The 25227-nt window shown below is 55.0% G+C and carries 22 protein-coding genes and 2 pseudogenes; 10 read left to right on the top strand and 14 right to left on the bottom strand.

The features are described 5' to 3' along the window. Nucleotides 1-4: 4 nt before the first annotated feature. A complete protein-coding gene (locus IPM58_13485) occupies nucleotides 5-460 on the top strand; it encodes a hypothetical protein (GenBank protein ID MBK9308063.1) in 456 nt (151 codons plus the stop codon). 1 nt (nucleotide 461) lies between these two features. Here IPM58_13485 and IPM58_13480 read toward each other — a convergent pair whose 3' ends face one another. The 3 genes and pseudogenes from IPM58_13480 to IPM58_13470 form a co-directional block, all read right to left on the bottom strand. Continuing rightward, a complete protein-coding gene (locus IPM58_13480; protein ID MBK9308062.1) occupies nucleotides 462-1295 on the bottom strand; it encodes a HEAT repeat domain-containing protein in 834 nt (277 codons plus the stop codon). 37 nt (nucleotides 1296-1332) lie between these two features. Further along, a complete protein-coding gene (locus tag IPM58_13475; GenBank protein ID MBK9308061.1) occupies nucleotides 1333-1545 on the bottom strand; it encodes a hypothetical protein in 213 nt (70 codons plus the stop codon). Between the two features lie 130 nt (nucleotides 1546-1675). Next, nucleotides 1676-2309: pseudogene (locus IPM58_13470) on the bottom strand (septal ring lytic transglycosylase RlpA family protein). Nucleotides 2310-2791: 482 nt separating this feature from the next. On the opposite strand from IPM58_13470, the gene IPM58_13465 reads away from it, so the two are divergent. From IPM58_13465 to IPM58_13430, 8 genes are all read left to right on the top strand, one after another. Further along, nucleotides 2792-3775, top strand: a complete 984-nt coding sequence (locus IPM58_13465) for an ATP-binding cassette domain-containing protein (protein MBK9308060.1) — start codon at nucleotides 2792-2794, stop codon at nucleotides 3773-3775. An 8-nt stretch (nucleotides 3776-3783) separates the two neighbouring features. Next, on the top strand, nucleotides 3784-4554 hold the full coding sequence (locus tag IPM58_13460; protein MBK9308059.1) for an ABC transporter permease subunit: 771 nt from the start codon (nucleotides 3784-3786) through the stop codon (nucleotides 4552-4554). Continuing rightward, a complete protein-coding gene (locus IPM58_13455; GenBank protein ID MBK9308058.1) occupies nucleotides 4551-6074 on the top strand; it encodes a GldG family protein in 1524 nt (507 codons plus the stop codon). The genes IPM58_13460 and IPM58_13455 overlap by 4 nt, the downstream gene beginning before the upstream one ends. 3 nt (nucleotides 6075-6077) lie before the next feature. After that, complete coding sequence (locus tag IPM58_13450; protein MBK9308057.1) at nucleotides 6078-7460, top strand: DUF4340 domain-containing protein; 1383 nt, start codon at nucleotides 6078-6080, stop codon at nucleotides 7458-7460. Nucleotides 7461-7690: 230 nt separating this feature from the next. Beyond that, a complete protein-coding gene (locus tag IPM58_13445) occupies nucleotides 7691-9337 on the top strand; it encodes a cadherin-like beta sandwich domain-containing protein (GenBank protein MBK9308056.1) in 1647 nt (548 codons plus the stop codon). A 324-nt stretch (nucleotides 9338-9661) separates the two neighbouring features. Beyond that, complete coding sequence (locus IPM58_13440; protein ID MBK9308055.1) at nucleotides 9662-12016, top strand: cadherin-like beta sandwich domain-containing protein; 2355 nt, start codon at nucleotides 9662-9664, stop codon at nucleotides 12014-12016. 365 nt (nucleotides 12017-12381) lie between these two features. Beyond that, a complete protein-coding gene (locus IPM58_13435; protein ID MBK9308054.1) occupies nucleotides 12382-13968 on the top strand; it encodes a cadherin-like beta sandwich domain-containing protein in 1587 nt (528 codons plus the stop codon). A gap of 306 nt (nucleotides 13969-14274) precedes the next feature. Next, nucleotides 14275-15291 carry a cadherin-like beta sandwich domain-containing protein gene (locus IPM58_13430; protein MBK9308053.1) on the top strand — a complete coding sequence of 339 codons (1017 nt, stop codon included), beginning with the start codon at nucleotides 14275-14277 and terminating at the stop codon, nucleotides 15289-15291. A 153-nt stretch (nucleotides 15292-15444) separates the two neighbouring features. Here the strand turns inward: IPM58_13430 and IPM58_13425 are convergent, their stop codons facing one another. The 11 genes and pseudogenes from IPM58_13425 to tdh form a co-directional block, all read right to left on the bottom strand. Next, the gene (locus IPM58_13425; protein MBK9308052.1) at nucleotides 15445-16116 is read right to left on the bottom strand and encodes a response regulator transcription factor; all 672 of its coding nucleotides are present in this window, start codon (nucleotides 16114-16116) and stop codon (nucleotides 15445-15447) included. Beyond that, nucleotides 16103-17206, bottom strand: coding sequence for a hypothetical protein (locus IPM58_13420; protein ID MBK9308051.1), 1104 nt, complete (start codon nucleotides 17204-17206; stop codon nucleotides 16103-16105). The genes IPM58_13425 and IPM58_13420 overlap by 14 nt, the downstream gene beginning before the upstream one ends. A 111-nt stretch (nucleotides 17207-17317) precedes the next feature. Then, the gene (nrdR, locus tag IPM58_13415) at nucleotides 17318-17782 is read right to left on the bottom strand and encodes a transcriptional repressor NrdR (GenBank protein MBK9308050.1); all 465 of its coding nucleotides are present in this window, start codon (nucleotides 17780-17782) and stop codon (nucleotides 17318-17320) included. Between the two features lie 32 nt (nucleotides 17783-17814). Then, entirely contained in the window at nucleotides 17815-19065 is a 1251-nt protein-coding gene (locus tag IPM58_13410) for a serine hydroxymethyltransferase (protein MBK9308049.1), read from the bottom strand. Between the two features lie 34 nt (nucleotides 19066-19099). Continuing rightward, nucleotides 19100-19573, bottom strand: coding sequence for a 50S ribosomal protein L9 (locus IPM58_13405; protein MBK9308048.1), 474 nt, complete (start codon nucleotides 19571-19573; stop codon nucleotides 19100-19102). 108 nt (nucleotides 19574-19681) lie between these two features. Beyond that, entirely contained in the window at nucleotides 19682-20143 is a 462-nt protein-coding gene (locus IPM58_13400; GenBank protein MBK9308047.1) for a hypothetical protein, read from the bottom strand. 169 nt (nucleotides 20144-20312) lie between these two features. Further along, the gene (locus IPM58_13395; protein MBK9308046.1) at nucleotides 20313-20669 is read right to left on the bottom strand and encodes an aminotransferase class I/II-fold pyridoxal phosphate-dependent enzyme; all 357 of its coding nucleotides are present in this window, start codon (nucleotides 20667-20669) and stop codon (nucleotides 20313-20315) included. A 67-nt stretch (nucleotides 20670-20736) separates the two neighbouring features. After that, nucleotides 20737-20889 (bottom strand): annotated as a pseudogene (locus IPM58_13390) (glycine C-acetyltransferase). A gap of 3 nt (nucleotides 20890-20892) precedes the next feature. Next, a complete protein-coding gene (locus tag IPM58_13385; GenBank protein ID MBK9308045.1) occupies nucleotides 20893-21681 on the bottom strand; it encodes a TIM44-like domain-containing protein in 789 nt (262 codons plus the stop codon). 143 nt (nucleotides 21682-21824) lie between these two features. Then, the gene (locus tag IPM58_13380) at nucleotides 21825-23015 is read right to left on the bottom strand and encodes a glycine C-acetyltransferase (GenBank protein MBK9308044.1); all 1191 of its coding nucleotides are present in this window, start codon (nucleotides 23013-23015) and stop codon (nucleotides 21825-21827) included. Between the two features lie 32 nt (nucleotides 23016-23047). After that, nucleotides 23048-24082, bottom strand: coding sequence for an L-threonine 3-dehydrogenase (gene tdh / locus IPM58_13375; GenBank protein MBK9308043.1), 1035 nt, complete (start codon nucleotides 24080-24082; stop codon nucleotides 23048-23050). Nucleotides 24083-24179: 97 nt separating this feature from the next. On the opposite strand from tdh, the gene IPM58_13370 reads away from it, so the two are divergent. Further along, the gene (locus IPM58_13370) at nucleotides 24180-25184 is read left to right on the top strand and encodes a TonB C-terminal domain-containing protein (protein ID MBK9308042.1); all 1005 of its coding nucleotides are present in this window, start codon (nucleotides 24180-24182) and stop codon (nucleotides 25182-25184) included. The last annotated feature ends 43 nt before the right edge of the window (nucleotides 25185-25227 follow it).

Here is a 25227-nt window from a genome sequence, read left to right as displayed (position 1 = left end):
TATTATGGTGAAATTTCTCACGGTGCTCCTGCTGCTCGTCGGCGCTTTCGGAGCAGGTTATTATATGGGGCAACGACCCGTCGGCACACTGCAGCGAACCGTCGCCGAGCTGCAGCAGTCCTTAAAAGATGTATCCAGAAATGTGTTAGATACCACGCTCGGGATCGAGCGCGATCTCCGCCGTCGTCAAGGGCTCGTGGACGCCAAATCCAGATTGGTACAGACCAAGGCCCACCTAGTCGAGCGACGGTACGGCGACGCAGCAAAGGAGCTGTCGCAAGCCATCGATACGGTGGAAGCCCTGACCAAGGGAGCCAAAGCCGATTCCATGACGAAGGCCCTACGAGATCTAGCCGGATCACTCCAAGACGTGAAGCTGGAGGTTGCCATGGGGAAAGCGGTTACGTTGAAGAAGTTGGACGAGCTTCAAGTCAGGATGGATCAACTCCTGAGCCAGTGACTCAGGCGTTGGTCGTCTGTGAAGGGGACGGTTTCTTCCACTTGGCAAGGATGCGCTCGACGCGCATCTTCACGACCATGTCCGGGTCCTTGAGCAAGGGTTTGATCGCCTCGCGTCCCCGGTCGTCGCCGATGGACTCCAAAGCAGCAGCCGCCGTCAGCCGAGTGAACCAGTCTTGATCACCGAGCATGGTGATGAGCGGAGTGATGGCATCGCTGTTCTTGATCCGCCCCAAGGCCAGCACCGCACTCTTTCGAACGTTTTCATCTTTGTCTCGAAGCGCTGCGATCAACTTCTCGACCGAAGGCTCACCGAGTTCCACCAAGGCATGAATGGCATCATCTTTAAACTCATCGTTCCGAAGTTGAAGCATTAAGGGATCGAGCACCCGCTCATCGCGAATTTTCCCAAGCGCCAAAATAGCATATTTGCGCACTTCCCAGTCGCGCAACAGTTTCAGGAGCGTCTCAACGGCGGGAGAGCCCACCTGCCCCATCGCCTCGATGGCCACTTCACGGACCTGCCAATCCCCATCGCGCAATGCGCGAGCCAATGGCTCCACACATCGTTCATCGCCCATCTCCCCGAGCGTGATGACAGCTTCTCGACGAACGACCCAATCAGGATCCTTGAGGAGATCGATCTGGATATCGATCTCATCCTTAATTTGCTCTTCGTCAAGCGCGACTGCTTCTTGGCCACGACCACCTGATTCAGCAGGTGCGAGCGGCTCGGACTGCGTCGAATCAGCGACGTCGCCATCCAGAGGACTATCACTGGCGTGATGACCAAGGGGGTTCATACCCGGCAATGGAGATTTTTGAGTTTGCTCCATAGAAGTACTACCAGTTCCAACTATCCTAACCACATACCTAACTTGATGCGGTGGCCGCCTCTGCCTTATTTCCAGCCGCTTGCTTCTTCCGTTGGGCAAGGGCCCGCCTCTTCCGTTGCTCTCTTTTCAATCGCTTTTTTAGAGATCTGAGTGCAGTGTCTCCTTGCGAAGACTTGTGGTCGGTGAGCTTGGCGGCAATCTTCTTTTTGATTTTCGCTTCTTCCGGCTCCGCTACCCGCTTTTTGGCCATCGATCTGTGCCTCCCCCTTGACGATAAACGAACGCTCTATCGGTTGGTGCTCTCATTTGAGAATGAGAACCGGCAGTCTAGTGGAGACCTTTGCACACTGTCAACCAGGATAGAATCAATGTCGGTGAGATTAGGCAAGCACTAATGCGGGGACCGGAGATCCCACTGAATGATCGACCGCAAGCATCGCCAGAGCCCAACGATTCCGCCTGGCTACCCAGAGGTCACCCTGAAGATTTCGAGCGTGAGCAGTCATGCCGGATGAAGTCCGGTCAAACCATGGTCTGGCATCCGTCAGCACCGAAGCCGTTCGTCCAGCAAAGGTCTCTTTAAGCCACATGAGCTCCGGACGGCGCTCACCGACGATCTCAATCTGCACATACGTCAATCCCTCATGCTCCATACCCAATTGCATCGCCGCTCTGCGAGACAGATCGATGATTCGCCCTTTTTCATAGGGACCTCGGTCGGTAATCCGCACATGGAGATGTTTGCCATTGATGAGGTTGGTGACACGGACCACACTCCCTAGTGGCATGGTACGGTGTGCCGCGGTCAGAGCTTCCATGTCGAACAGTTCGCCGTTCGCCGCCTTCCTGCCGTGGAACTGCACCATACCAGGAAGCCACTCCTCGATCCTTGATGCCGACGTCAAGTTGCATGTCCCCCTTGGGAACCCATGAGCAGGCCCCCAGGGAGAGGCAGAAGAAGAGCGCAAAAGAACTTGAGGTTGAGAGCCGAGTGCGATGAGAGTAGGTGTTCATGCTATGAGCCGCCTCCCTCTACCGGAATCGTTTACTTCTGGGACGAGTGGAGATCAGAGTATGAAAGGTATGGGCTTTCAACAATACCGACCGGAGTACCTGCCTCCCCCACCTCCGTATGGAAACCGTAGTGGATCCATGAGGAGAGTCACCCTACACAAAACCGACAACGGTCTACTCTATCGGGGTCCAGATATAAATGAGATGAGATCGAAATTCAACACCTTAAGTTGACACGTCCTCGAATGACAAGATCGAGACTCATGAATGAGCCATCCGGAACGGCGAAGAACTGTTCCTGTACGACGACCCCGTTCGCACGAACATTCAGCGTGATGGAGTCATCTGTCACTCTTAAGCCACATGGCCGTCTTGACTGCCTCGGATGTTGTGAGTAATATCCCTGTGGTTGCTGCTCAGATTGTTGTTTTGAGAGCGAGACTGCTCCAAATACCACAGTTGTTCGCACCGATATCACTTTCGTGATCGACGTTCACAACATTACCAAGCGGTACGGCCATCATACGGCAATCGATCGCGTCACCTTTTCGGTGGCCAAGGGAGAGGTGTTGGCATTTCTCGGTCCCAATGGGGCTGGCAAGACGACCACGATGCGGATCCTCACGTGCTTTATGCCGGCAACAGAAGGCCACGCTCGTGTCGCAGGATTTGATTGCACGGATCAGCCACTGGAAGTCAAGCGACAGATCGGCTATCTGCCGGAGACGCCACCCGTCTATCAGGAGCTCACCGTCACCGAGTATCTAACCTTCGTCGGCCGTCTCCGTGGCATGACGGGGCAGGCCCTCACAGCAGGGCTCGACCAAGCCATCGGCAAGCTTGAACTAGGCTCAGTGCGTCATCGGCTGATCGGAAATCTCTCGCGCGGGTACCGCCAGCGCGTAGGGCTGGCACAGGCGGTGCTCCATGATCCCCCGGTCCTGATCCTCGACGAACCGACGGTCGGGCTCGACCCAAAGCAGATCATCGAGATCCGGGAGCTGATCAAGAGCCTGGCCGGTTCCCATTCCGTGATCCTCAGCACGCACATCCTCCCGGAGGCGACCGCAGTCTGCCAACGAGTCGTCATTATCAACAAGGGGCGCATCGTCGCAGAGGACACCCCCGAACAATTGTCGGCCCGATTACGCCAATCAGAGAAGGTTTCCATCACCCTCAAGTCCGTCCCCCCCGACTGCGACATGAAACTTCGCGCGATCCCAGGCATCCTCAATGTGCTGCCGGGACAGGGGGGAGGAAGCTTCCTTCTCGAATGTGAGCTAGGCCGTGATCTGCGAGATGAGATCGCGCGTCTGGTGGTCTCATCCAATTGGGGCTTGCTCGAACTCCGCACCATATCCATGACATTGGAGGACGTCTTCCTCCAACTCACACGCCACGAGAATCACCTCGCAGAACCGGCAGAGGCCATGGTCGGTGCCTCCGCCGAACGGACGGACGCGTAGGTGGATCGATGACCCCTGTGCAAGCCATCATCGCCAAAGAACTCCGCGGGTACTTCGTCTCACCCATCGTGTATGTCGTAGGGGCGGTCTTTCTGCTCATCTTCGGACTGCTCTCCTATCTCTATGTCGGATTTGCCGGGGCACAAGCCATCCAGCTGATGCAAATGCAGGGAGGGGTCGCACAAATCAACCTGAACGACCTGGTCTTCCGAAACCTCTTCGCCAGCGTACGGATCGTGCTGCTGATCATTTTACCGATCCTAACCATGCGCCTGTTCGCAGAAGAACGAAAATTGCGAACCTTTGAGTTCCTGCTCACCTCTCCCATCAGGATCACCGACATCATCATCGGCAAATTCGTGAGTGTTCTGCTGATCTATCTCGGGCTCTTGGGATTTACGATCCTGGTCCCAACCGTCTTGATGCTGTTCAGCGATTTTGATTGGAACCCGATCTGGACCGGGTACCTAGGAATGGTGCTGTTGGGAGCCTTGTTTCTCTCCGTGGGGGTCTTTGCCTCGGCGCTGACGGAAAACCAGATCGTCGCCGCCTTTGTCAGCTTCGGCATGCTGTTGACGATCTGGTTGATCGCCGGTTTGGGCAGTCTGTTCGGCGATACCACCGCCGGCCATATTATTTCATATGTCTCTTACATGGAGCACTATGATCACCTCGTCCGCGGGTTGATCGACACGAGCGACTTCGTGTACTTCGGAAGCGGACTCGCGCTCATGCTGTTTCTCACACATCGTATCGTGGAATCGACTCGCTGGAAATGAGCCTCAAATCCATTCCTCTCGGTCTGATCGGAGTTGCCCTCGGAATCGGTGGCATGATCGCCTATAGCCTTCGGCCTGACTGGTTGTGGGCCGTCACGATTGCGGAAGGGGCGACGCTCCTATCCTTGGTACTGTTCTTCGTCTTGCATTTCGAGACCGTGAAAGCGTTCTCCGGCCGGCGCTCCACGAAGATGGGGCTGAACAGCGCCGTGATGATCCTGCTGTTTTTAGGCATTCTGGTCATCGTGAACTTCCTCGCGTCACGCCACTCCGTACGATGGGATCTTTCGGAAAATCAGAATTTCACACTCGCCCCACAAACCTATCGCGTCCTCAGAACGCTGCCACGCGACGTCAACATCACCGTGTTTACTCGAGAAAAAGACCCCGGCTACCAAGCATTTAAGGAACGGCTGGAGAGTTACCGGCAAGCTTCTACGAAACTCCGCGTGGAGTTCATCGATCCTGAGAAAGAGCCCAAGATGGCCCAGAACTATGGGATCTTCCGGACCGATACGGCTATTTTTGAGAGTGACGGACAGACCATCCGCGTCACCTCACCGTCTGAGGTCGAGTTGACCGGCGCGTTGATTCGTATCTCCAAGGATTCCAAAAAGCGTATCGTCTTTGTCGAAGGCCATAGTGAATTAAGTATCGAAGATAAGGAACGGAACGGCCTGTCGATCGCCAAAGAAGCCCTCACTCGACAAGGGTACGACATCGGCACCGTCTCGCTCCTCAAGGAGTCAGCTGTGCCGGACAGCACATCGGTGCTGGTCCTGGCCGGGCCACGTCGTACTGTGATGAAGGACGAACAAGAGCGAATTCGAGCCTACGTGGATACGGGTGGCCACCTGTTGGTGTTGGCTGATCCCGATACCCAGACCGGCTTGGAATCATTACTCGCCCATTGGGGCCTGGGGCTTGGTCCAGGAGTGCTGGTGGATCTGCAAGATCGATTGGCTCAAGGGGACCTTACCGCGTTACTCGTCCGAACGTTTACCGAGCATGAGATCACGCAGGACCTCACGTCCGCCGTACTGTTTCCGCTTTCACAGCATGTCACCTTCGACGAGGCGATCGGAAAAGACTGGGACTTCGTGCCGCTCGCCCGAACGTCCCCGAACAGTTGGGCTGAAACAAACATGCAAGGCCGGGTCGTGAGTCTCAGTGAAAAAGAAGATGTGAAAGGACCGCTCCCCATGGCCGCTGCATTGGCTCCCAAGCAGGCTCTAAAAGAAGGCGACCCTCGCCCAGCCATCGCCATCATCGGCAACTCAACCTTCGTGTCCAATGCCTTCTTTAACTTTCCCGGCAACAGCGACTTCTTTCTCCATACCATGGGGTGGCTGGCCGAGGAACGAGATTTGATCTCTATCGCCCCCAGAGAACCGGCATTGCATCCGTTCACGCCCAACCCCACCCAGGAACGAACACTGATCTATATTCAGGTCGTCTTCCTTCCTCTCATGACGTTGCTCACCGGCATCATCGTATGGAGAAAGCGCAGACGCCTCTAGCCTATGTCACGCTACCTTTCGACACTCCTGATGCTGGTGCTTCTCGCTGGTCTGGGTGGCTATCTCTACCTGGTGGAGTTTCCGGCCAAGCAACAGGAAGAGAAACGGGACATTGAACAGAAGCAACTTCTTCCTTTTCCGGAAACCGCTATCACCGAACTCTCGATCACGACTGCCCAGGGACTGATCAAATTCAAGCAGGACACCCCAGGGAAATGGTCGATCATAGCGCCGCTTCAAACAGACGCCGATAGCCGCGAAGTGCAGGCGCTTATTCGAGCACTGGTGACAGGAACCGTCACCAGGACTCTCGAGAAACAATCCTCTACCTTGGCATCATTCGGGCTCGAAGAGCCTGTGAGCACCCTGACTATCAGAGCAGGAGGGCAGCAGGAGATCATTTCTATCGGCGACAGCGGCCCCCTCTCCAATACCTTGTACGCTCTTCGGGCGTCAGACCAGCGCGTGTTATTGACGACCCTCGCACCGAAAGATTTCATCAATAAATCGTTGATGACATTTCGCCGCAAGGAGCTGCTGCGATTCACGCAAAACGACGTCGAGAGAGTCCGCCTGACATACCCGACAACTGAAATTGTGATCGCCAACGTGGCGAAGGGTCAGCCCAGACCATCCTGGAAGATCACCTACCCTGTCGAAGCTGAAGCCGATCAGAATGAAGTCCGGTCATTGATGTTTCGGTTGGAGGATCTGAAAGCACTCAACATTATCGACCCCGGCCCTGAACGAGACACCGTTGCCACAACCCTCACGACGCAAAAAGTGAAGATCACCGTGTACACCGCAGGCGGAGACCAGTCCGTCCGACTCTATCAACCGGACCCGCACAGTGGTGAGGCGATCGCGCAAACCACATCGGAGGGGCCGCTCTATCGCATGAACCCTGTTCTGATCAAGGACCTAACGAGAGACCTTTTCAATCTTCAGGACAAGAGACTCCTTGGGCTCGATTCTACGGACGTGGCGATGTTGTCGGTGAAGACACGAGATCAGCAGTACGTGTTGATCCACCAAAACGGTGAGTGGGTGCTCGAAGACCAACCCATGATGCAGGTTATTCAGGAAGCTGCCGATCTCTTCGTCAGCCGGGTAGCGAACCTTCCGGCTGAAGAACGTGTCCTGAAACAATCCTCCCCACTGGCCCCCTATGGGTTGTTGGCGCCAAGTGCTGAATTTGTGGCTACCGGGAAAGACGGTAAAAGAGTCGGAAAACTGACGCTCGGCAACCGGGGAGGCGATCTCCTCTATGCGACCGGCCAACGAATCCATGGGGTGTTCCAAGTGCGTCCGGACCTTCTCACTCAGGTTCCCTCCAAGACCGAACTCCTTACCCAAACAAAGAACGATTCAGAAACCAAGCGCTGACCCGTTCACCGCGCAAACTCAACGTTCTTATGTCATAGGCCGTTTTGTCCGTTCTGTTCGAGAATCGCGTTCATCTTCTCAGCAGCCACATCTTCAAACCCAGCAAACCCTTACCTATGTAGGGCTAGACCGATTTCATCCCTGCCCGTAGTATCGGCAGCTGCGGTTAGGGTTTGTAAGCATGACCGGTTCTCTCTTTCACAACCTCAAGAGAAAGTAATCGGATTTACATGAGACGGGATCTGATCTACATTGGACAACGATTTGTCGTCGCGTTTCTCCTCACACTCAGCTTGAGTTCCAACGGTTGCAGCGACTCCGTGTCAGTGTCGGAGGATGTCAGAGTCCCTCTCGCCAGCTTGGTCGTCACTCCCGGCACACTCCAGCCTGGTTTTTTCAGCAATACGACGAGCTACAAAGTCAATGCGCCCACTTCTGCCGATAGCGTCACGGTAACGGCCACTCCCAAAGGCAGCACGGTAGAGATGACGATCAACGGATTGGTCACCACTGCGGGGCAAGGACGCGCTATTTCACTGGGTACGCCAGGATCGATTACCACCATCACGATCGTCTTGTTCTCACAAGCGACCGGCGATGAGACCACCTATACCATTCATGTCACAAGACTTTTATCGAGCGACGACAACCTGTCAGCCTTAACTGTGACGCCGGGCACCTTGGCCCCTGCGTTTACCTCAGATACATTAGACTACACGGTAAATGTAGCGGCGACCGTCACCAGCGTGACCGTTTCCGCAACCAAATCAGACCCAAACGCCGTGATGTCGGGATCGCTGACCGCTGGGGCAGGAGTCGCCACTGGACAAGCCACGATTCCACTTGGAGGGCCAGGGACCGCTACACCAGTCACAATCACTGTAGCTGCTCCCAATGGCACCATAAAGACTTACGGGATCACCGTAAATCGCCTGTCCAGCGATAACAATTTGTCGAATTTGAGCGTCCTACCTGGCCCCTTGTCACCTACCTTCGCATCGAACATCATGACCTACACCGTAGATGTGACCAATAACGTTTCTCAAGTCACTGTCACTGCGACCAAATCCGACCCTAATGCTGTCCTCTCTGGATCCATCGCTGATCCTGGAACTGGGCAAGCAACCGGTCAAGCCACTATTTCGCTCGGTGGGCCTGGGACCGCCACACCGATCTCAATCACCGTGACCGCACCAAATGGAAACAGCAAGACCTATAGCATCACCGTGAATCGAGCGGCACCCTCCAACAACAACAATCTGTCTGCATTGACGGTAATACCGGGATCTCTGACTCCTACTTTCGATTCGGCATTGCTAACCTACACGGTACAAGTACCCACCAACGTCAACGGTGTAACTGTCACCGCGACACTCCAGAATGCGAATGCCACAATGGAAATAAATGGCCAGGGAACAAGTTCCGGCCAGCCCCGTGATATTGCGCTCGGAACACCAGGGTCGAGCACAGGTATTAACATTCTCGTGATCGCTCCAAGTGGCGTTCAAAAGACCTACACCGTCACCGTCCAACGGGCCGCTTCGAACGACAGCAGACTATCTGGCTTAACCCTGTCCTCAGGACCTACCACCCTCATCTTGAACCCAGCATTTGACCCGAACCAGTTGTTCTACACAACGAGCGTCGACAATAGCGTTAATGCCGTGGTGATCTCAGCAACAAAGTCCGATCCGCAGGCCACGGCATCCGTCTTGGGTACGGTGATTGCCGCACCAGGCATCTCAAGTGGTCAGGTGACTGTGCCATTATTCGGGATATTCACGGAAATAGTCGTCACGGTTATCTCGCAGGATTCAACAAGCGAAACGCGCTATAGCATCACCGTGATCCAATCGCTGATAGCTCCTTCCCCATAGAAGAATAGGGCCTTATCCGGGGACATATCGTTCGCCCACTGCCCTCCGGTGAGCTGACAACCAAGTATTTTCTGAAAAAATCCACCCCTTGCAAGGAAACTCGAACCCGTCTCTATTGCCTTACCCTTTACGCACCTACCACAGGGCCATTCGGACTCTTGACCTGACCCGCAAGATTCAGCTATAGGTTCAAACCCCAATTATTTCTAGCAGCATGAATTGATGGATTTCGAGCCTGCCCTCGCTATTGGAATTCTGAATCTCAAATTTATAGAATCGACCGTTTCCGCACTGCCACCTTTCAAGAAAGTGATTAAGCTTGACATGCGACACACTCTAAGGCTCTCTGGACGATTGCTAGCCACCGGGCTCCTCATCGCCACCGGATTGAGCAGCTTCGGCTGCGGGGATACAGCAAGTGTTGGCGAGCCGGCAGCACTCGGGAATCTCTCAGTCTCCGATGGAACACTAGAGCCACCATTTAATCCCGCAACAACTGGCTACACCGTTCAACTCTCCATCGATCTTTTGAGCACAACGATCACCGCGACTCCTCGAGTAGCTGGAGACACTATACGCTTCGATAACCAGCAAGCTTCGAGTCAAACCATTACGCTCCCAACTCCAGGCGAACAGCAGACCGTCACGATTGTCGTCACGGATACAGGCACAGGAGGCACTTCAAAGTCCTATACCGTCCAAGTTAAGAGAGCGAACTTAAACGGGAATAATTCATTAGATAGCTTGGGGTTTTCACCAGGAGCTCTAGCTCCCACATTCGATGCAAATACATTGAGATATACGGCCAGTGTCGCCAATAGTGTTGACACCGTAAATATCACCCCTACTCCCTCAGACTCTGCCGCGACGATGACCGTAAATGGGCAAGCGTCAACCTCCGGCCAAACACGCACAGTCAATCTCAATGATGGCGGCCAAGCTACCACCATTCCAATTCTCATCACAGCTCAGGATGGAAGCACGAAATCCTACGAGATCGTAGTGAGTCGTGGGGCGTCAAGCAATAACAATTTGCAGGGACTAGCCACGGCTCCGGGGATTTTAGACCCATCCTTCAGGGCAACTAGGACCGGCTACACGGTGAACTTGCCAGCCACCCTGGCGAACAATGTGACCAGCGTCAGGATTACCCCAAGACTGCAAGATGCTACTGCGAGCATGAGCGTAAATGGAACAGCCGCCACCTCCGGACAGGCTCAAACCACTCCATTGCCTGCGCCTGGTTCGAACTTCATTAATAACATCGTTGTCGTCGCACAGAATGGCACAACCAAAGTCTATACAGTGAACGTGGTTCGTGCTCCTCTTGGCGGGAATAATGATCTCCGAAACATAACCGTATCACCTGGCTCCTTTGACTCAGCCTTCAATGCAAATGATCTAAATTACACGGTCGATGTGGCCAGCACCGTGGCCAGCATCAGGGTTACGCCGACGCTGGACGATCCCGCTGCAACCCTGACCGTTACGGCGAACGGGCCCGGGCCGATCACGACCTCCGGGCAGACTCACATCATTCCGTTGCGTGATGCTGGGTTGAGCACCACCATCACTATCGCGGTAAGAGCACCGAATGGCAGCATAAAGCCTTACACCATTACCGTAGACCGAGCAGCCCCTCCCCCGCCTTCGGGGAACAACAATCTGTCGGCGTTGACGGTGAGGCTGAGTACCTCAAGTCCTAACCTGATTAGTTTCAGTCCGAATACCACGATCTACACGGTCGATGTGGCCAGCACCGTGGCCAGCATCAGGGTTACGCCGACGCTGGACGATCCCGCTGCAACCCTGACCGTTACGGCGAACGGGCCCGGGCCGATCACGACCTCCGGGCAGACTCACATCATTCCGTTGCGTGATGCTGGGTTGAGCACCACCATCACTATCGCGGTAAGAGCACCGAATGGCAGCATAAAGCCTTACACCATTACCGTAGACCGAGCAGCCCCTCCCCTACCATCGGGAAATAACAATCTTCAGAGTTTGACCGTTTCGCCGGGCACCCTAAGTCCCTCGTTTAGTACAACAAGGGCTAGGACTGACTATGCCGTAAACGACGTTAACAGCAGCGCTACTGCCATCACCGTAACCGCCATTCCCCAGGATTCAAATGCAACCGTGGAGATCAATAACCAAGGGGGGAATTCTCGTTCTATTCCTCTCACAGGTGGTCCATCGACCACTGAAATAGAAGTTCGCGTGATTGCGCCAAATGGCACGGACAGGACTTACTCCATGACGGTGACCCAGCCAGAGCCAGCAGCACCACCGGCACCACCGGCGAGCGAACCAGACCTAATTGCCGAGGATGACTCCTGCCCTCTTCTTGAGCCACCAAGTCCTGAGAACCCTGATCCTGATGGGTGCGTCCCTGGCACTAGCAGGTCGGACAACATCACCACTTTCACAACCCCGAGATTCAGAATACCTCAGCCGGGACCTGGACAAACTCCGAATCTCTATGTGGATGGAACCAGAGTCGGTTCGATCTTCGATCAGGCAGCAAACACTCTCCAGCCGACGACACCCCTGAGTGGGGATAATGAAGGAATCCAACACTCGATTACGAGCACAGTGACCAACACTGCAACAAACCGTGAGTCCAATCCGAGTGACTCCTTGACGGTGACCATCAGCACTGGGCAATCTGGAGTATAGGTTCTCCAATCAATTTCAAGCGGCGAGATCCAGCGTCACGCGTAGGTCTTTCAAGCGGTGTTGGGCTATACCAAGCACGCCTCTCTCAGCAATCGCATGCTAAACCGCGTGCTCAGCTATGGAAGGCACCTCTCGGGTAGGATATTCCTGTCTCGTAGAAGTCACACTATTTGCAATCCTTACAACTCCTACCACCTCTCTGTTGACCCAACCGATCAGATTCGTTATACGATTGATTGCGTACCCTGTGTCTGACAAGGCAGTCAGCTCTAGAGCCTTCTGCCGACCATCGAATTTCTGATTGTGTTCATCTAGAACGACGAACGCATCCATCATTTGATACAAAAGGAATAACGAGCACTCTTATGAACTACTTCTTTACAGTAGTGGGGCAATATCTTGCCATTGGTCTCCTGAGTGCCGGTGCGTTGAATTTTTACGGCTGTGGTGACTCCGCAACCGTAAACCCTGTGGTGGAACTCGCGAGCTTGTCCGTCGATCCAGGTACGCTACAGCCAGGGTTTAGCAGCGGAACCACTCAGTACAAGGCGGATCTTGCCAACACCCTCACGAGTGTCACCATCACTGCACAACCTGCCGTAGCCGGCGACAGCGTGACGATTAACGGTGAGGCAACGACAAGCCGCCCCATCACCCTCGGCGAGGCGGGATCGACGACTTCGGTGAATATCGTCGTGTCAGAATCGGGGACCAATTCGAGGACCTATACCGTCCTCCTTACGAAAGCCAGCTTAACAGGTAACAATTCATTACGGAGCTTGTTGATTTCGTCAGGTTCTCTCGAGCCCGGATTTGACGCAAACACCCTGAACTATCAAGTCTCCGTCGCCAGCAGCGTCAACAATATAAGGGTGACACCAACCTTAGATGATCCTGCTGCGACGATGACGGTGAACGGCCAAGCGGCCATCTCCGGGCAACCCCACACCGTTCCTCTTCGAGATCCTGGTCTGAGCACCGTCATCAACGTGGTTGGGATTGCGCCGAACGGCACTCAGAAACAGTATACCCTGGTCGTCTCGCGCACAGCCCTCCGCGGGAACAACAACCTCCGGAGGTTAAACGTGTCACCAGGATCTCTGTCCCCTTCATTCAGCGCAACGAGAACGAGCTATACCGTCAATGTCGGTGGAAGAGTTGCGAGTACCACTGTGACTGCGGAGCCTGATGATACAGCTGCAGGCCTGACTATTGCCGGGCAAAGTGTAGGTTCGCGGTCCATCTCTTTGCCACTCGGTCCATCGAGCACCGAAGTAGAGGTAGTTGTAACTGCACAGAATGGAAGCCAGAAACCGTACTTCATCACGGTGAACCGCGCGGCACTGTCGGCTGATAACAATTTAGAAGCCCTTAATGTATCTCCTGGTACCCTGGACCCCGTCTTTTCTGCCGGCACTACGCAGTACAATGTCGAGGTGGCCACCGGTGTCACCGCCGTCACCGTCACAGCCACCAAATCTGATCCGAATGCCGTGATCTCCGGGGATGTGCCAAACGGAGGCCAAGCGAACATAGCGCTCGACGGGCCAGGGACCAGGAAGACTATATCAATTACCGTCGCAGCACCGAACGGCGACTCCAAGATCTACGCCGTCACCGTGAACCGATTGGCGCCTTCGACTGACAGTAACCTTTCGGACTTGACGCTATCAGTCGGCACATTGAGTCCCAGCTTTTCTCCAGGCCAGCTGACTTATAATGCGAGCGTTTCCGCAAACGATGAAACCATCACCATGACCGCAACCAAGTCGGATCCGAATGCAGAAATGTCCTCGGGCGGTTCGGTCATCGCTGCAGCGGGAACTCCGACTGGGCGCGTGACAGTCTCGCTTGGGCGGAATACGACCACGACAGCGTCGATCCTCGTAATCGCTCAGGACGGGATAACTCCAAAGACTTATACGATTAACGTTTTCCGACCAGAGCGTTAAATCGTGGCAGCGAACCGGTGGGATCTTTTAAACTCCAGAGCGGAAAAATCCGATGCACCGCGATGGCCTATCGCTCTTCGCCGCTGAGAATGAACCCTGTCCAAACCGGGCTTCACCGCGAACATTGTTTTCTTTCCCTGGTGCCGTTGACCTTGCCTACCCAAATTGGCTATACGTCTTAATGAGTATCTCATCACCAAGGATAGTTTGACCAAAGAACCTGCTCACAGCCTCAAGACCTCCCGTGTGGGTTCACCGGAGCACGGAGTCTCCTTGGTTCATTTACCACTCAAGAGGACTACCACTTTGACACGAACTCACAGCATTCTCGGTCGATGCATGTCCGCCGCGCTTCTGGTCGCCGTCATCTGGAGTGCCCACGGCTGTGGCGACTCCGCGACGATTAACCCAGAGGTAGAACTTGCTAGCCTGACAGTTTCATCTACAAGCGGGCAGGCAACACTCCAACCGGTCTTCAATGGGGGAACAACCAACTATAGCGTCAATCTGTCCAGCAATGTCGAGAGCGTGATTATGACCGCTCAACCCGCCGTAAGCGGTGACAGTGTGACGATCGATGTGGAGGGCGATCAGCAGGCGACTACACGCCGTGTTGTTGCCCTGAAGCCAGCGGGAACAACCACCTCCGTGAGTGTGATAGTTTCAGAGTCAACGAGCAAATCAAGAACCTACGTCGTCTCCTTGAATAGGGCAGGCTTAGCGGGGAACAACTCATTACAGAACTTGAGCGTATCAGCAGGCGCCCTGGCCCCCGCATTCAGCCAGGATACCCTCAGCTATGACGTTAGCGTCGAGACCACGGTGAACGAAGTAACCGTCACTGCGACCAAGTCCGATCCCAATGCCGTGATCTCTGGTGATGTACCCAATAACGGCCAGTCTCTAATCCCGCTCGGTGGGCCAGGAACGACCAAAGATGTGCTGATTACCGTGACGGCTCAAAATGGAATTGCAAAAACCTACCGCATCACCATCAAGCGCGCGGCGCCCATGGACAACAATAATCTGTCTGCCTTAACCATAAACGCCGGCAGTTTGTCTCCACCCTTCTCCTCGGGAATCATAAATTACTCAGCAGATGTCCCAGCCACCGCTGATCGAATAACCCTCTCCGCGACCAAGTCCGATCCGAACGCCGAGATGTCCTCGCTTGGGTCAGTGATCGCCGCGGTAGGAGTTCCGTCAGGTGAGGTCACGGCCACGGTAGGGTTAGGGACAACCGTTTCCATATTGATCGACGTAAGGGCCCCGGACAGAAGCCTGAAGACATACACGGTCACCGTGTTCAGACTGCCTCGCTAGGGTAGTCTTCATATGGAACTATGCTCTCTGGTAGACGTGACGAAGAACCAATATCCCCATTGAGAGCAAAAATTTCGCGTCGTCCTACCGTTTCTTCGGCCACTGGCATGTGATCCCGTCAAGATAGGTGACCTGCTGCATCGATGGTACGCGCTATCGCTTCGGATCCAACTCGATCAGCCCCTTCCGTATGGCAAGAATGGCTGCTTGTGTCCGATCATAGACTTGCAGTTTGTGGAAGATATTCCGAACGTGATTCTTCACGGTCTTTTCGCTGAGGTCGAGGCTGTTCGCAATCTCCTTGTTGGTTTTGCCGTCCGCCACCAGACGTAACACGGTGATTTCCCGCTCGGTCAAATCGTGTTCCGCCCAAGCCGACTTCTTTCCCTTTTTTTGGGCCATCAGCGAGAATTCGGCCAAGATCTTGCTGGCGACCGATGGATGAATGAGCGACTCACCCCGATAGATCGCACGAATGGCCGCCACGATTTGAGAGGACTCGGAGTCTTTCAGTAAGTATCCTGTCGCGCCGGCTCGGACCAAGTCAAAGATGTATTGTTGTTCTTCGTACATCGTCAATGCGACGATGCCGATATGCGGGAGCTCGCGTTTGATCTGCCGCGTCGCCTCAACACCACCCATGCGCGGCATACTCACATCCATCAGAATCACATCAGGAAGAAGCGTACTGGCCTTTTCGACGGCTTCGGCTCCATCCTGAGCTTCCCCGATAACATGGATGTCCTCTTTGGTTTTGAGAATGGCCGCCAATCCCTCTCGGACCACCCGATGGTCGTCGGCGATGAGGACTTTAATCTTCTCCATCGTTTATCTCCTCCTTATTGCCCATTGGCACATCCACAACGATTTTGGTGCCCCTCCCTGGTTGGGACTCCACGCGACCCTCGCCGCCAACGAGTCGTGTTCGCTCCAGAATCCCCTTGATACCAAAATGATCCCATTTTTCAGGGTCCCGGAGCACCGCCTCCATGTCAAACCCGACACCATTGTCCGTAATCGTGACCCGTAACCGGTCTGCGCCGATATCCAGCTTGATCGACACCCGGTCGGCTTTGGCATGCTTCTCAACGTTGCTCAAGGCTTCCTGGATGATGCGGAAAAGAAAGATCTTGGTTCGGGGAAACAAGATCTGTTCATCTCCGGTCACCGTGAACTTCGTGGCAATGTGAGTCTGGGTCTGGTAGGAGGCGAAATAGTTCGTGAGGCCAGGGATGAGATCCATCTTGTCATAGTGAAGCGGACGGAGATTAAAGATCACCTGGCGGGCTTCCTGTATGGCCAGCTTCAATTGAGCCTTGCTCTCCTTGAGAGTGGCAAGACTGGCCCGAGGATTCTTTCGGATGAGCTGCTGGCACAAATCCAGCTTGAAATTCACACCCGCCAAAATCTGCACGAATCCGTCGTGAATCTCACAGGCAATCCTCGTCCGTTCGTCCGTGACGGCTGCGCCCGTTTCCTTCACATAGAGTCGATAGAGCGACTGATATTTATTCAGCGTCTTTTCGATCTCGGCTGTCGCGCGGATGCGGGCTTCAATCAATTCCCACATGAACTTTGCACTGGCCCCACCGATTGCAGTCACACCCATCCGATGGAAATCTTGAAGAAATTTCCAGACTTCTGGATCTCCGGACACATCGATAATCAGATCCACATGTTCCATCGTGAGCAACTGCCGATAATCATGGGTGATCGGAATCTTCAGTTGTCGAGCAAGGTCCAGCCCCGGCGTGTCCGGAACCACCTCCGCTACCCCAACGATCTGGACAAGCGGATCATTCGCAAAGATTTCCATTAATGCAGTGCCCCCACGGCCGGCGCCTATGATCGCCACACTTGTGGCCCCTGGAGACGGCGTGTCTCGTCGCCCACGCTTTGAGAGTGATGCGGTCATCCGCCGTAACATGCTCCGATCATCGTCATCTGCGTCTCTATCGGAGGAAGGGAGAAGGGAAAATCGCGAACGAAGTTGAGAGCGAACGGTGAGAGGGATAACGGTCTGAGATCAATGGTCTCGTCGCTGGTCAGCCAAGGTCTTCAACTCGTCCATGAATTGTTCGATGTCCTTGAACTCCCGATAGACGGATGCAAACCGGACATAGGCCACCTGGTCGAGTTGATGCAACTCTTTCATGACTTCTTCTCCCACCACTCGGCTTTCGATCTCCGTTTCGCCCATTTCCTGAATCCGTTTCTCGATTCGATCAGTCACGGCTTCGATGGTGCCGGTGCTGATGGGTCGTTTCTCACAGGCTTTCTTGAGGCCCGCGAGAATCTTCGTACGGTCGAACGACTCACGGCGACCGTCTTTCTTCACGACAACCGGAAGAATTTCTTCGACCCGTTCATAGGTCGTATAGCGACGCTTACAGCCAAGGCATTCGCGACGGCGACGAATAACTTCGCCCTCCTTGGCCATACGAGAATCGACCACCTTGTCTTCGAGTTCATCGCAGAAGGGACATTTCACTGGAAACGACCTGCTCTCTCGCTCGGGGCCGACTAGTAGGGGTGAAAGATCGGGAACCGGGCACACAACGCCTTGGCCTGTATGCGAACGTCTTCCAACACCTCTGTTTCCTGTCGATGCTGGAGAACACGGTCGACCAGTTCTACGATCTGTTTCATCTCAGGTTCTCGCATTCCACGAGTGGACACGATGGGTGACCCTAAACGAATGCCGCTGGCGACGGCGGGCGGTTTTTCGTCGTAGGGGACGGCGTTCTTATTGACGATGATCCCGGCCGCATCAAGCGCGGCATCGGCCTCTTTTCCTGTGATGCCCTTATTGGCGAGATTCAGGAGCATCAAATGGGTATCCGTTCCGCCAGAGACGATCTTATAACCGCGATCCACGAATTCTTTCGCCAGTGCCTTCGCATTCGCCAGGACTTGTTGCTGATAGCGCTTGAACGATGGCGACAAGGCCTCCTTGAAGGCCACCGCTTTGGCGGCGATCACATGCATCAATGGCCCACCCTGCAGACCGGGGAAGACCAGCTTATCGACCGCCTTAGCATATTCAGCTCGACACATCGTGACACCACCACGAGGACCGCGCAGCGTCTTATGGGTCGTGGTCGTCACAAAGTCGGCATAGGGGACAGGATTGGGGTGCAGACCGGCTGCGATCAGCCCAGCAATATGAGCGATATCCACCAATAAATAGGCACCCACTGATTTGGCAATCTGTTGGAATCGTGGAAAATCAAGAGTGCGTGCGTAGGCGCTGGCCCCGACGACGATCATGCGGGGACGGCATTCCTCCGCAACTTTTTGAACGGCATCATAATCGATGGTTTCCGTCTGGCGATCAACGCCGTAGGAGAACACGCGGAAAAGGATGCCGGAGAAGTTGACTTTACTGCCGTGTGTGAGATGTCCCCCTTGAGCAAGATCCATCCCTAGAATGGTGTCTCCTGCCTTCAGCACCGACAAGTACGCCGCCATGTTGGCCTGCGAGCCAGAATGGGGCTGCACATTGACGTGCTCGGCGCCGAAGATTTCCTTGCACCGTTGAATCGCCAAGTCCTCGACTGCATCAGCATGTTGGCATCCACCGTAGTACCGCTTGCCTGGGTACCCCTCCGCATATTTATTCGTGAGCAAGGAACCTTGTGCGGCCAACACCGCTGGGCTGGCAAAATTTTCCGACGCGATCAACAACAACTTCTCACGCTGCCGGACTTCTTCCGCCTTGATCGCGGCATAGACATCGGGATCAACCGTCTTCAGTGCGTCCCATGAACCCATCGCGTCGCTGCTCATCGTCTCCGTACTCCAGATTCTACTTTTCCACCGCAGCCTCTTCAGGCTCTTGCTTCTTCACAACATGGACTTTCACCGTGGCCGTCACATCCCGCAGCATCTTAATGGGCACCGCGACGGTCCCAAGCTCCTTGATGGGATGAGCAAGCTGGATCTTACGACGATCCACGGTCACGCCCTGTGCGGCCAGTCCTTCCGCGATGTCTTTGGCAGTGACGGAGCCAAACAATTTGTCGTCCTTACCTGCCTGCATCTCGATCGTCAGCGAAACCGCCGACACCTTCTCGGCATGAGCTTCAATTTCGAGCTTTTCCTTCTTGGCCTTCTCGGCTGCCACTCGTTTGACATGTTCGAATGCCTTGATGCTTCGACCATCCGCCTCGACGGCCTTGCGCCGCGGTAACAGATAGTTCCGTGCAAACCCATCGGCAACGTTAATGAGATCGCCAAGATGCCCGACCCCTTCCAGGGTCTCTTGTAGAATGACTTTCATACCCCTACTCCTTCACATGATAAAGTGCCCGAGGATACTGACCTGACTGCGAAATGTCAATTCGGAGGGAAGCCGCGAAGGCTACTCGTGGATCACGCGGAACGCTGGTTAGAACCGCCCCATGGCTTTCTTGGCCAAAGTCTTCAGCTTCTCTTCGTCGCCGGCGGTTTCTTTGAGAGCGAGCTTGACGGTGATGTTCCCTTTCTTAATGTACAAATCCACGTAGTCCAGGCCGAAGGCGCCCCGATCCATCAGCGCCTCGTTGCCGAGACCATTGACTGCCACCGGCTTCTTGGCGATCTTCCTGGCACGGTTGATCGCGTCGGCGGGAAACACCCAGATCTCCATGGCATCATTACCGTTGGCGAACTCATAATTGCACCAGGCGGCCTGGCCTTCCTTGCTTGCCTCCGGCTGCCCTTTCAGCTTGCCGATAACCTGCTCGACCTCGGCAGTCGTTACGAGCGAGCAGGGCGCGGGCTCGGCCGCATATGTTGTCGCGCTGCATGCAGCCCCTGCCGTCAAGATTGTTGCGCAGAGGGCATATCGGAGATGCTTCCATGATTCCATGCGTTTCTCCTGTTACGGTTTCTTCCCCATTAACTCAGCCGATCATTTGACGCACGACCGCGTCGTGGAAGAAAAGGTGACAGCAACTGTCTTGAAAATCAAGCATGGTGAACCCCTCTTTCCACATTGGCTCGTCGTGAGAAACTGTTGGAACGCGCGACCAGAATGGTCACGGAATGACACCGAGAGCTCGTCCGATCTCGGCAAACGCGTCCACGGCTCGCTGCAGTTGAGCTCTGGTATGGGCTGCTGACATTTGAGCGCGGATCCTTGCCTGGCCTTGTGGGACCACCGGGTAACTGAACCCGATCACATACACCCCTTCTTTCAGCAAAGATTCCGCCATCGATGTTGCGAGGGTGGCATTGCCTAACATCACTGGAATGATCGGATGTTCGCCGGGAACGAGCCGGAATCCGAGCTTGGTCAGTTCATCTCTAAAAAAAGCGGCATTGGCGCGAAGCTGTTCGCTGAGATGGTCGCCTTGCTCCACAAGATGGAGCGCAGCCAACGCACCGGCAGCAATGGGGGGAGAAAGCGAGTTCGGGGGTGAAAAAGAAGGGCAGGCTACGTTTCATTGCCTTTGAAGCGGTTTATGGGATGATGCCCAGCGTTCGCCCCACCTTGGCAAACGCGGCGACAGCTTGTTCGAGCTGGACCATCGTATGCGCCGCCGACACTTGGACCCGGATTCTCGCCTGCCCTTCCGGCATGACGGGATAGCTGAACCCAACGACGTGGTGATCATGTTATCTGGCTTGCTGAATCGCAGAGAGCACCCACATGCCTTCTGAAGACTGTGTAAACGTCCACGTCGCCGTGGATTCCGTCGATTTCTTCTCACTACCCTTCACCACGTACCCTGAGTCGCCAGGTTGTTTCGTGAGCGAGACATAATAGTTACGGGCACTCCACCGAAGTTTCGCTGACGCATGGCGTGTCTCCTGCGCGACCCATGCCTCCACAATCTCTGCACGGCGCAACACCACATCCTCCACCTGATTCCGAAGATCTTGGCTTGTGTTATCGGCGAGGGCGGCGCTGAAATAATTCAGCATGTCCGGTGTCACGAACTGCCGCAATTCCTGCAGATCCGGCTTACTCCATGCACGATACACGTCGGTCAGAAGTTGCTGAAACACGGCCTTGTCGGCAGAAGTAATACTGTCAATCGACAAACTCTGTCGGTCCCTGGAAGAGTGCCTACTCAATTCTCCCTTGCTGGAGGAACCTTGCCCAATGGGCTCCGAAAAGTCAGGAAGAGAGGGCCGCTGTAGTTTGAGAAAGTAAAAGAGCGTCGCGGCAATAAGCACAACCAGGAGCAGCAGAACTCCGACAGGACCGAGACCTTCGCGCGGGCGTGCCGGAACGGATTTGTGCTCAGTCGTCTCGGCGTCAGTGGTCTGCGCCTCGCTGGCTGCAACTTGGAAACTCGCGTAGTCGGTCTCTGATCTGTGTTGTGCCTCGGCAATCGGCAGAGCAGCAATGCCCAGGCCCACCACCATGACACAGGACAGCATGAGTCTTGTGATATTCACATCTTCCTCCTGTGGTAAGCTGTGCGGCCACTAGGCTAGCGAATGCTCGTACGCTCTGGCAACAACGGTCTCTAAAAATGCGCTGCCGCCAAGAAATGGAGGGGAAAATGGAACAGGCTACGTTTCATTGCCTTTGAACCGGTTTACGAGATGATGCCCAGCGCTCGCCCTATCTTGGCAAAGGCGGCGACGGCTCGTTCAAGTTGGGCCGTCGTATGCGCCGCCGACATTTGCGTGCGGATCCTTGCTTGCCCTTGTGGCACTACTGGATAGCTGAATCCAACGACATAGACGCCTTCCTTCAGCAAGGCCTCCGCCATTGAGGTCGCCAGGGTGGCCTCACCCAACATCACGGGAATGATGGGATGTTCGCCGGGAACGAGCCGGAATCCGAGCTTGGTCAGTTCATCTCTAAAAAAAACGGCATTGGCGCGAAGCTGTTCTCTGAGATGGTCGCCTTGCTCCACAAGGTGGAGCGCAGCCAACGCACCGGCAGCAATAGGAGGAGGAACTGAATTCGAAAACAGGTATGGTCTCGATCGTTGGCGTAAGAGTTCCACCACCTCAGTCTTGCCGGAGGTGAATCCGCCGGTTGCGCCGCCGAGCGTCTTCCCCAATGTGCTTGTGACAATGTCGACGTTCTCCGCAACCCCGAAATGAGCCGGTGTCCCCCTCCCTTGGGGACCCAGCACGCCGGTGGCATGACTTTCATCAACTACCACTACCGCATCATATTGCTCTGCCAGCTCCACGATCCGGTCGAGCTTAGCCAGATCACCATCCATGGAGAAGACTCCGTCCGTGACAATCAGACGCAGGCGGTACCCACTGGCTTCCTTGAGCCGCGCGTCCAGCTCCTCCATGTTGGAATGGGCATACCGAAATCGCTTGGCCTTGCACAGCCTGATGCCGTCGATCAGGCTGGCATGGTTCAACGCATCGCTGATGACAGCATCACGCTCATCCACCAACACTTCGAACAATCCGCCATTCGCATCGAAGCAGGAACTGTAGAGGATGGTGTCTTCGGTCACGAGAAACGTACTGACGGCCTGTTCCAGCTGCTTGTGTAGATCCTGCGTACCGCAAATAAAGCGAACGGAAGCCATGCCATAGCCGTGTGTGTCCAACCCTGCCTTCGCCGCCTGGACAATGGCCGGATGATTCGCGAGTCCCAGATAATTGTTCGCACAGAGATTGAGCACCTGACCTTGCGTGACGCGGATCTCGGACCCTTGTGGCCCCATCAATCGACGCTCGGTCTTGTAAAGGCCTTTGGTGCGAATGTCGCTGAGCTGGTTTTCGAGAGCTTTCTTGAAGGACGAATAGGCCATGGATGGACAGGACTGACGGTCCTCGGTCCTAATTATGGGATCAAGACCACCTTCCCACAACGCCCCGATTGGATCAAGTCAAACCCGGTCGCAAACTCCCGCAATGGGAATGAATGCGTGATAACCGGCCGAATATCGAGGCCTGCCTTGAAGAGACCTGCCAAGCGATACCACGTACCAAAGAGGCGTCGTCCGGTAATCCCATAGACGCGAATCCCTTTAAAAATAATTTCATTCGGCAGATCAAAGGGGACAGCACCGGTCGGAATACCAAAGAGGGTCACCCGCCCGCCATTCTTCACCGCTTGGAAGACCTGATGCAAGGCTGCGGGATTTCCCGACATCTCCAGCGCAGCATCGACCCCTTCTCCAGCTGTAATATCGAGGATTTTTGCTGCAATCTGTTCGGGCGAGTCCACCTTGGCATTGAGAACATGGTCCACTCCAACCTGCTTCGCCAACCCAAGGCGATAGTCGCTGACATCCGATGCGATAATCGTGGCCGCACCCGCCGTTCGCGCCACTGCAGCGGCAAAGAGTCCCGTGGGTCCGCACCCTGTAATCAAGACTGTATGCCCGGTTAAATCCTCAATCAGCGCTGCATCCACGGCATTGCCAAGCGGTTCTTGTGCACAGGCTAGTTCAGGTGGGATGGCTGGATCCGTACGCCACAAGACACTTTCAGGGAGCACGACATACTGCGCGTACGATCCGTCCCGGTCGATCCCGAGAATCTTGTAGCTCTTGCACACATGTGCTTGGCCGGTGCGACATTGAAAGCAGGCGCCACAGGTCAGGTGTGATTCGGCGGCGACATAGTCCCCAACCTTGACGAGAGATACGCCCCGCCCTACCTCCACCACATGGCCACATAGTTCATGGCCGATGATACGGGGCGGGTGCACCCGTCGTTCTGCCCAGTCATCCCAGCGATAGATATGGGCATCGGTCCCACATAACGAGGTCGCCGCCACCTTCACCACGGCGTCATGCGGTCCAGGAGTTGGATCCTCCCATTCAGTCAGGGTTAAGCCAGGTCCGGCGGTCGTTTTGACGAGGGCTTGCATGGATTCATTCTATACCAGGTTCAATCGTTGGCCCCTACTGTTTCAGCAAAAGAACCACGTTGCACGGAGATCCCGATGTGGGTAGGATGCTAAGCACATGGTCTACCCAGTCCTCACTCGCCTGATGGTAGTTGTCGGATTGTTGAGCACCCCATTGTATCAGGCTCCCGCTCGCGCGAGCGTGCAATCACAACCTCGTCCCGCCACGCCGCAGGCCGTTTCCGCCGAGCCACAGTGGGCGACGTTCGATATCACGGGTTCGAACGGCTCAGGCAGTCTCCAGATCGGTCAACCACTTGAGCTGTCGATCACACTCGGTGGCACTCCACATGACTCTATGCCGATTGTGGCGATCTGTGAATCGGCTCATTTTGAATCACAGATCGTCACGTTGAAGCCTGAGCCTAGTGCTTTGGTGATGAACGCAACGACCACCCTTGTACCCGTCGCGCATGATCGACTGTCCCCAGCCCCACACGTTTCTCGACTCCACGTGACCTTCGCCCGATCAACCGACACAAAATTCGAACGAGTGCTGACTCGAATTATCTATCTCACAATGGGTGACACCACGCCCGCTGGTGATGACCAGGCGTCGCTCACAACCCATCAAGACCCTCCCATAGCCCCTCCAAGTGAAATAGATCCAGCCGCCGGCCATGCCGAGCCTTTGCCTGGTGCGATCCCTCTGGTCAGTGAGGAAGTGGTGGAGGAAGACCTCATCCCGTCTCGTTCTACGCAACCAACACCAGGCTATTGGGACCAGGTCCGTGACCTTCTGAATCGAGGCTGGACCCGTGCCACCGGTCACATGCCGGCCTCCTCATTCCCCCACACCGTACACATGCAATTTCGGCTGTATCCCGGCGGGCATGCTCAGTTGCTGGAGATTGCCGATGGATCGGGCATCACTGAGATTGATCAGGCCGGCATCCGGGCGATCGCCGATGCGCAGCCATTCCCACCCTTCCCTCTAGGCGTTGGAATCGAGCCCATCGAGATCCATGTGCGATTGCAGACTGGTTCACAATCAGGGGTAGGAGACTTCCGCACCAGCACACCACAGCAACTTGGACGAACAATCAGCGCGCCAAAACACTGAGCCGACCCCTCAAATGGAGGATGTCATGCAGAAATCACATCGC

Origin of the sequence: Nitrospira sp. (assembly GCA_016715825.1) — a bacterium.
Taxonomy (GTDB): domain Bacteria; phylum Nitrospirota; class Nitrospiria; order Nitrospirales; family Nitrospiraceae; genus Nitrospira_D.
This window is presented reverse-complemented; position numbering and strand designations above follow the sequence as displayed.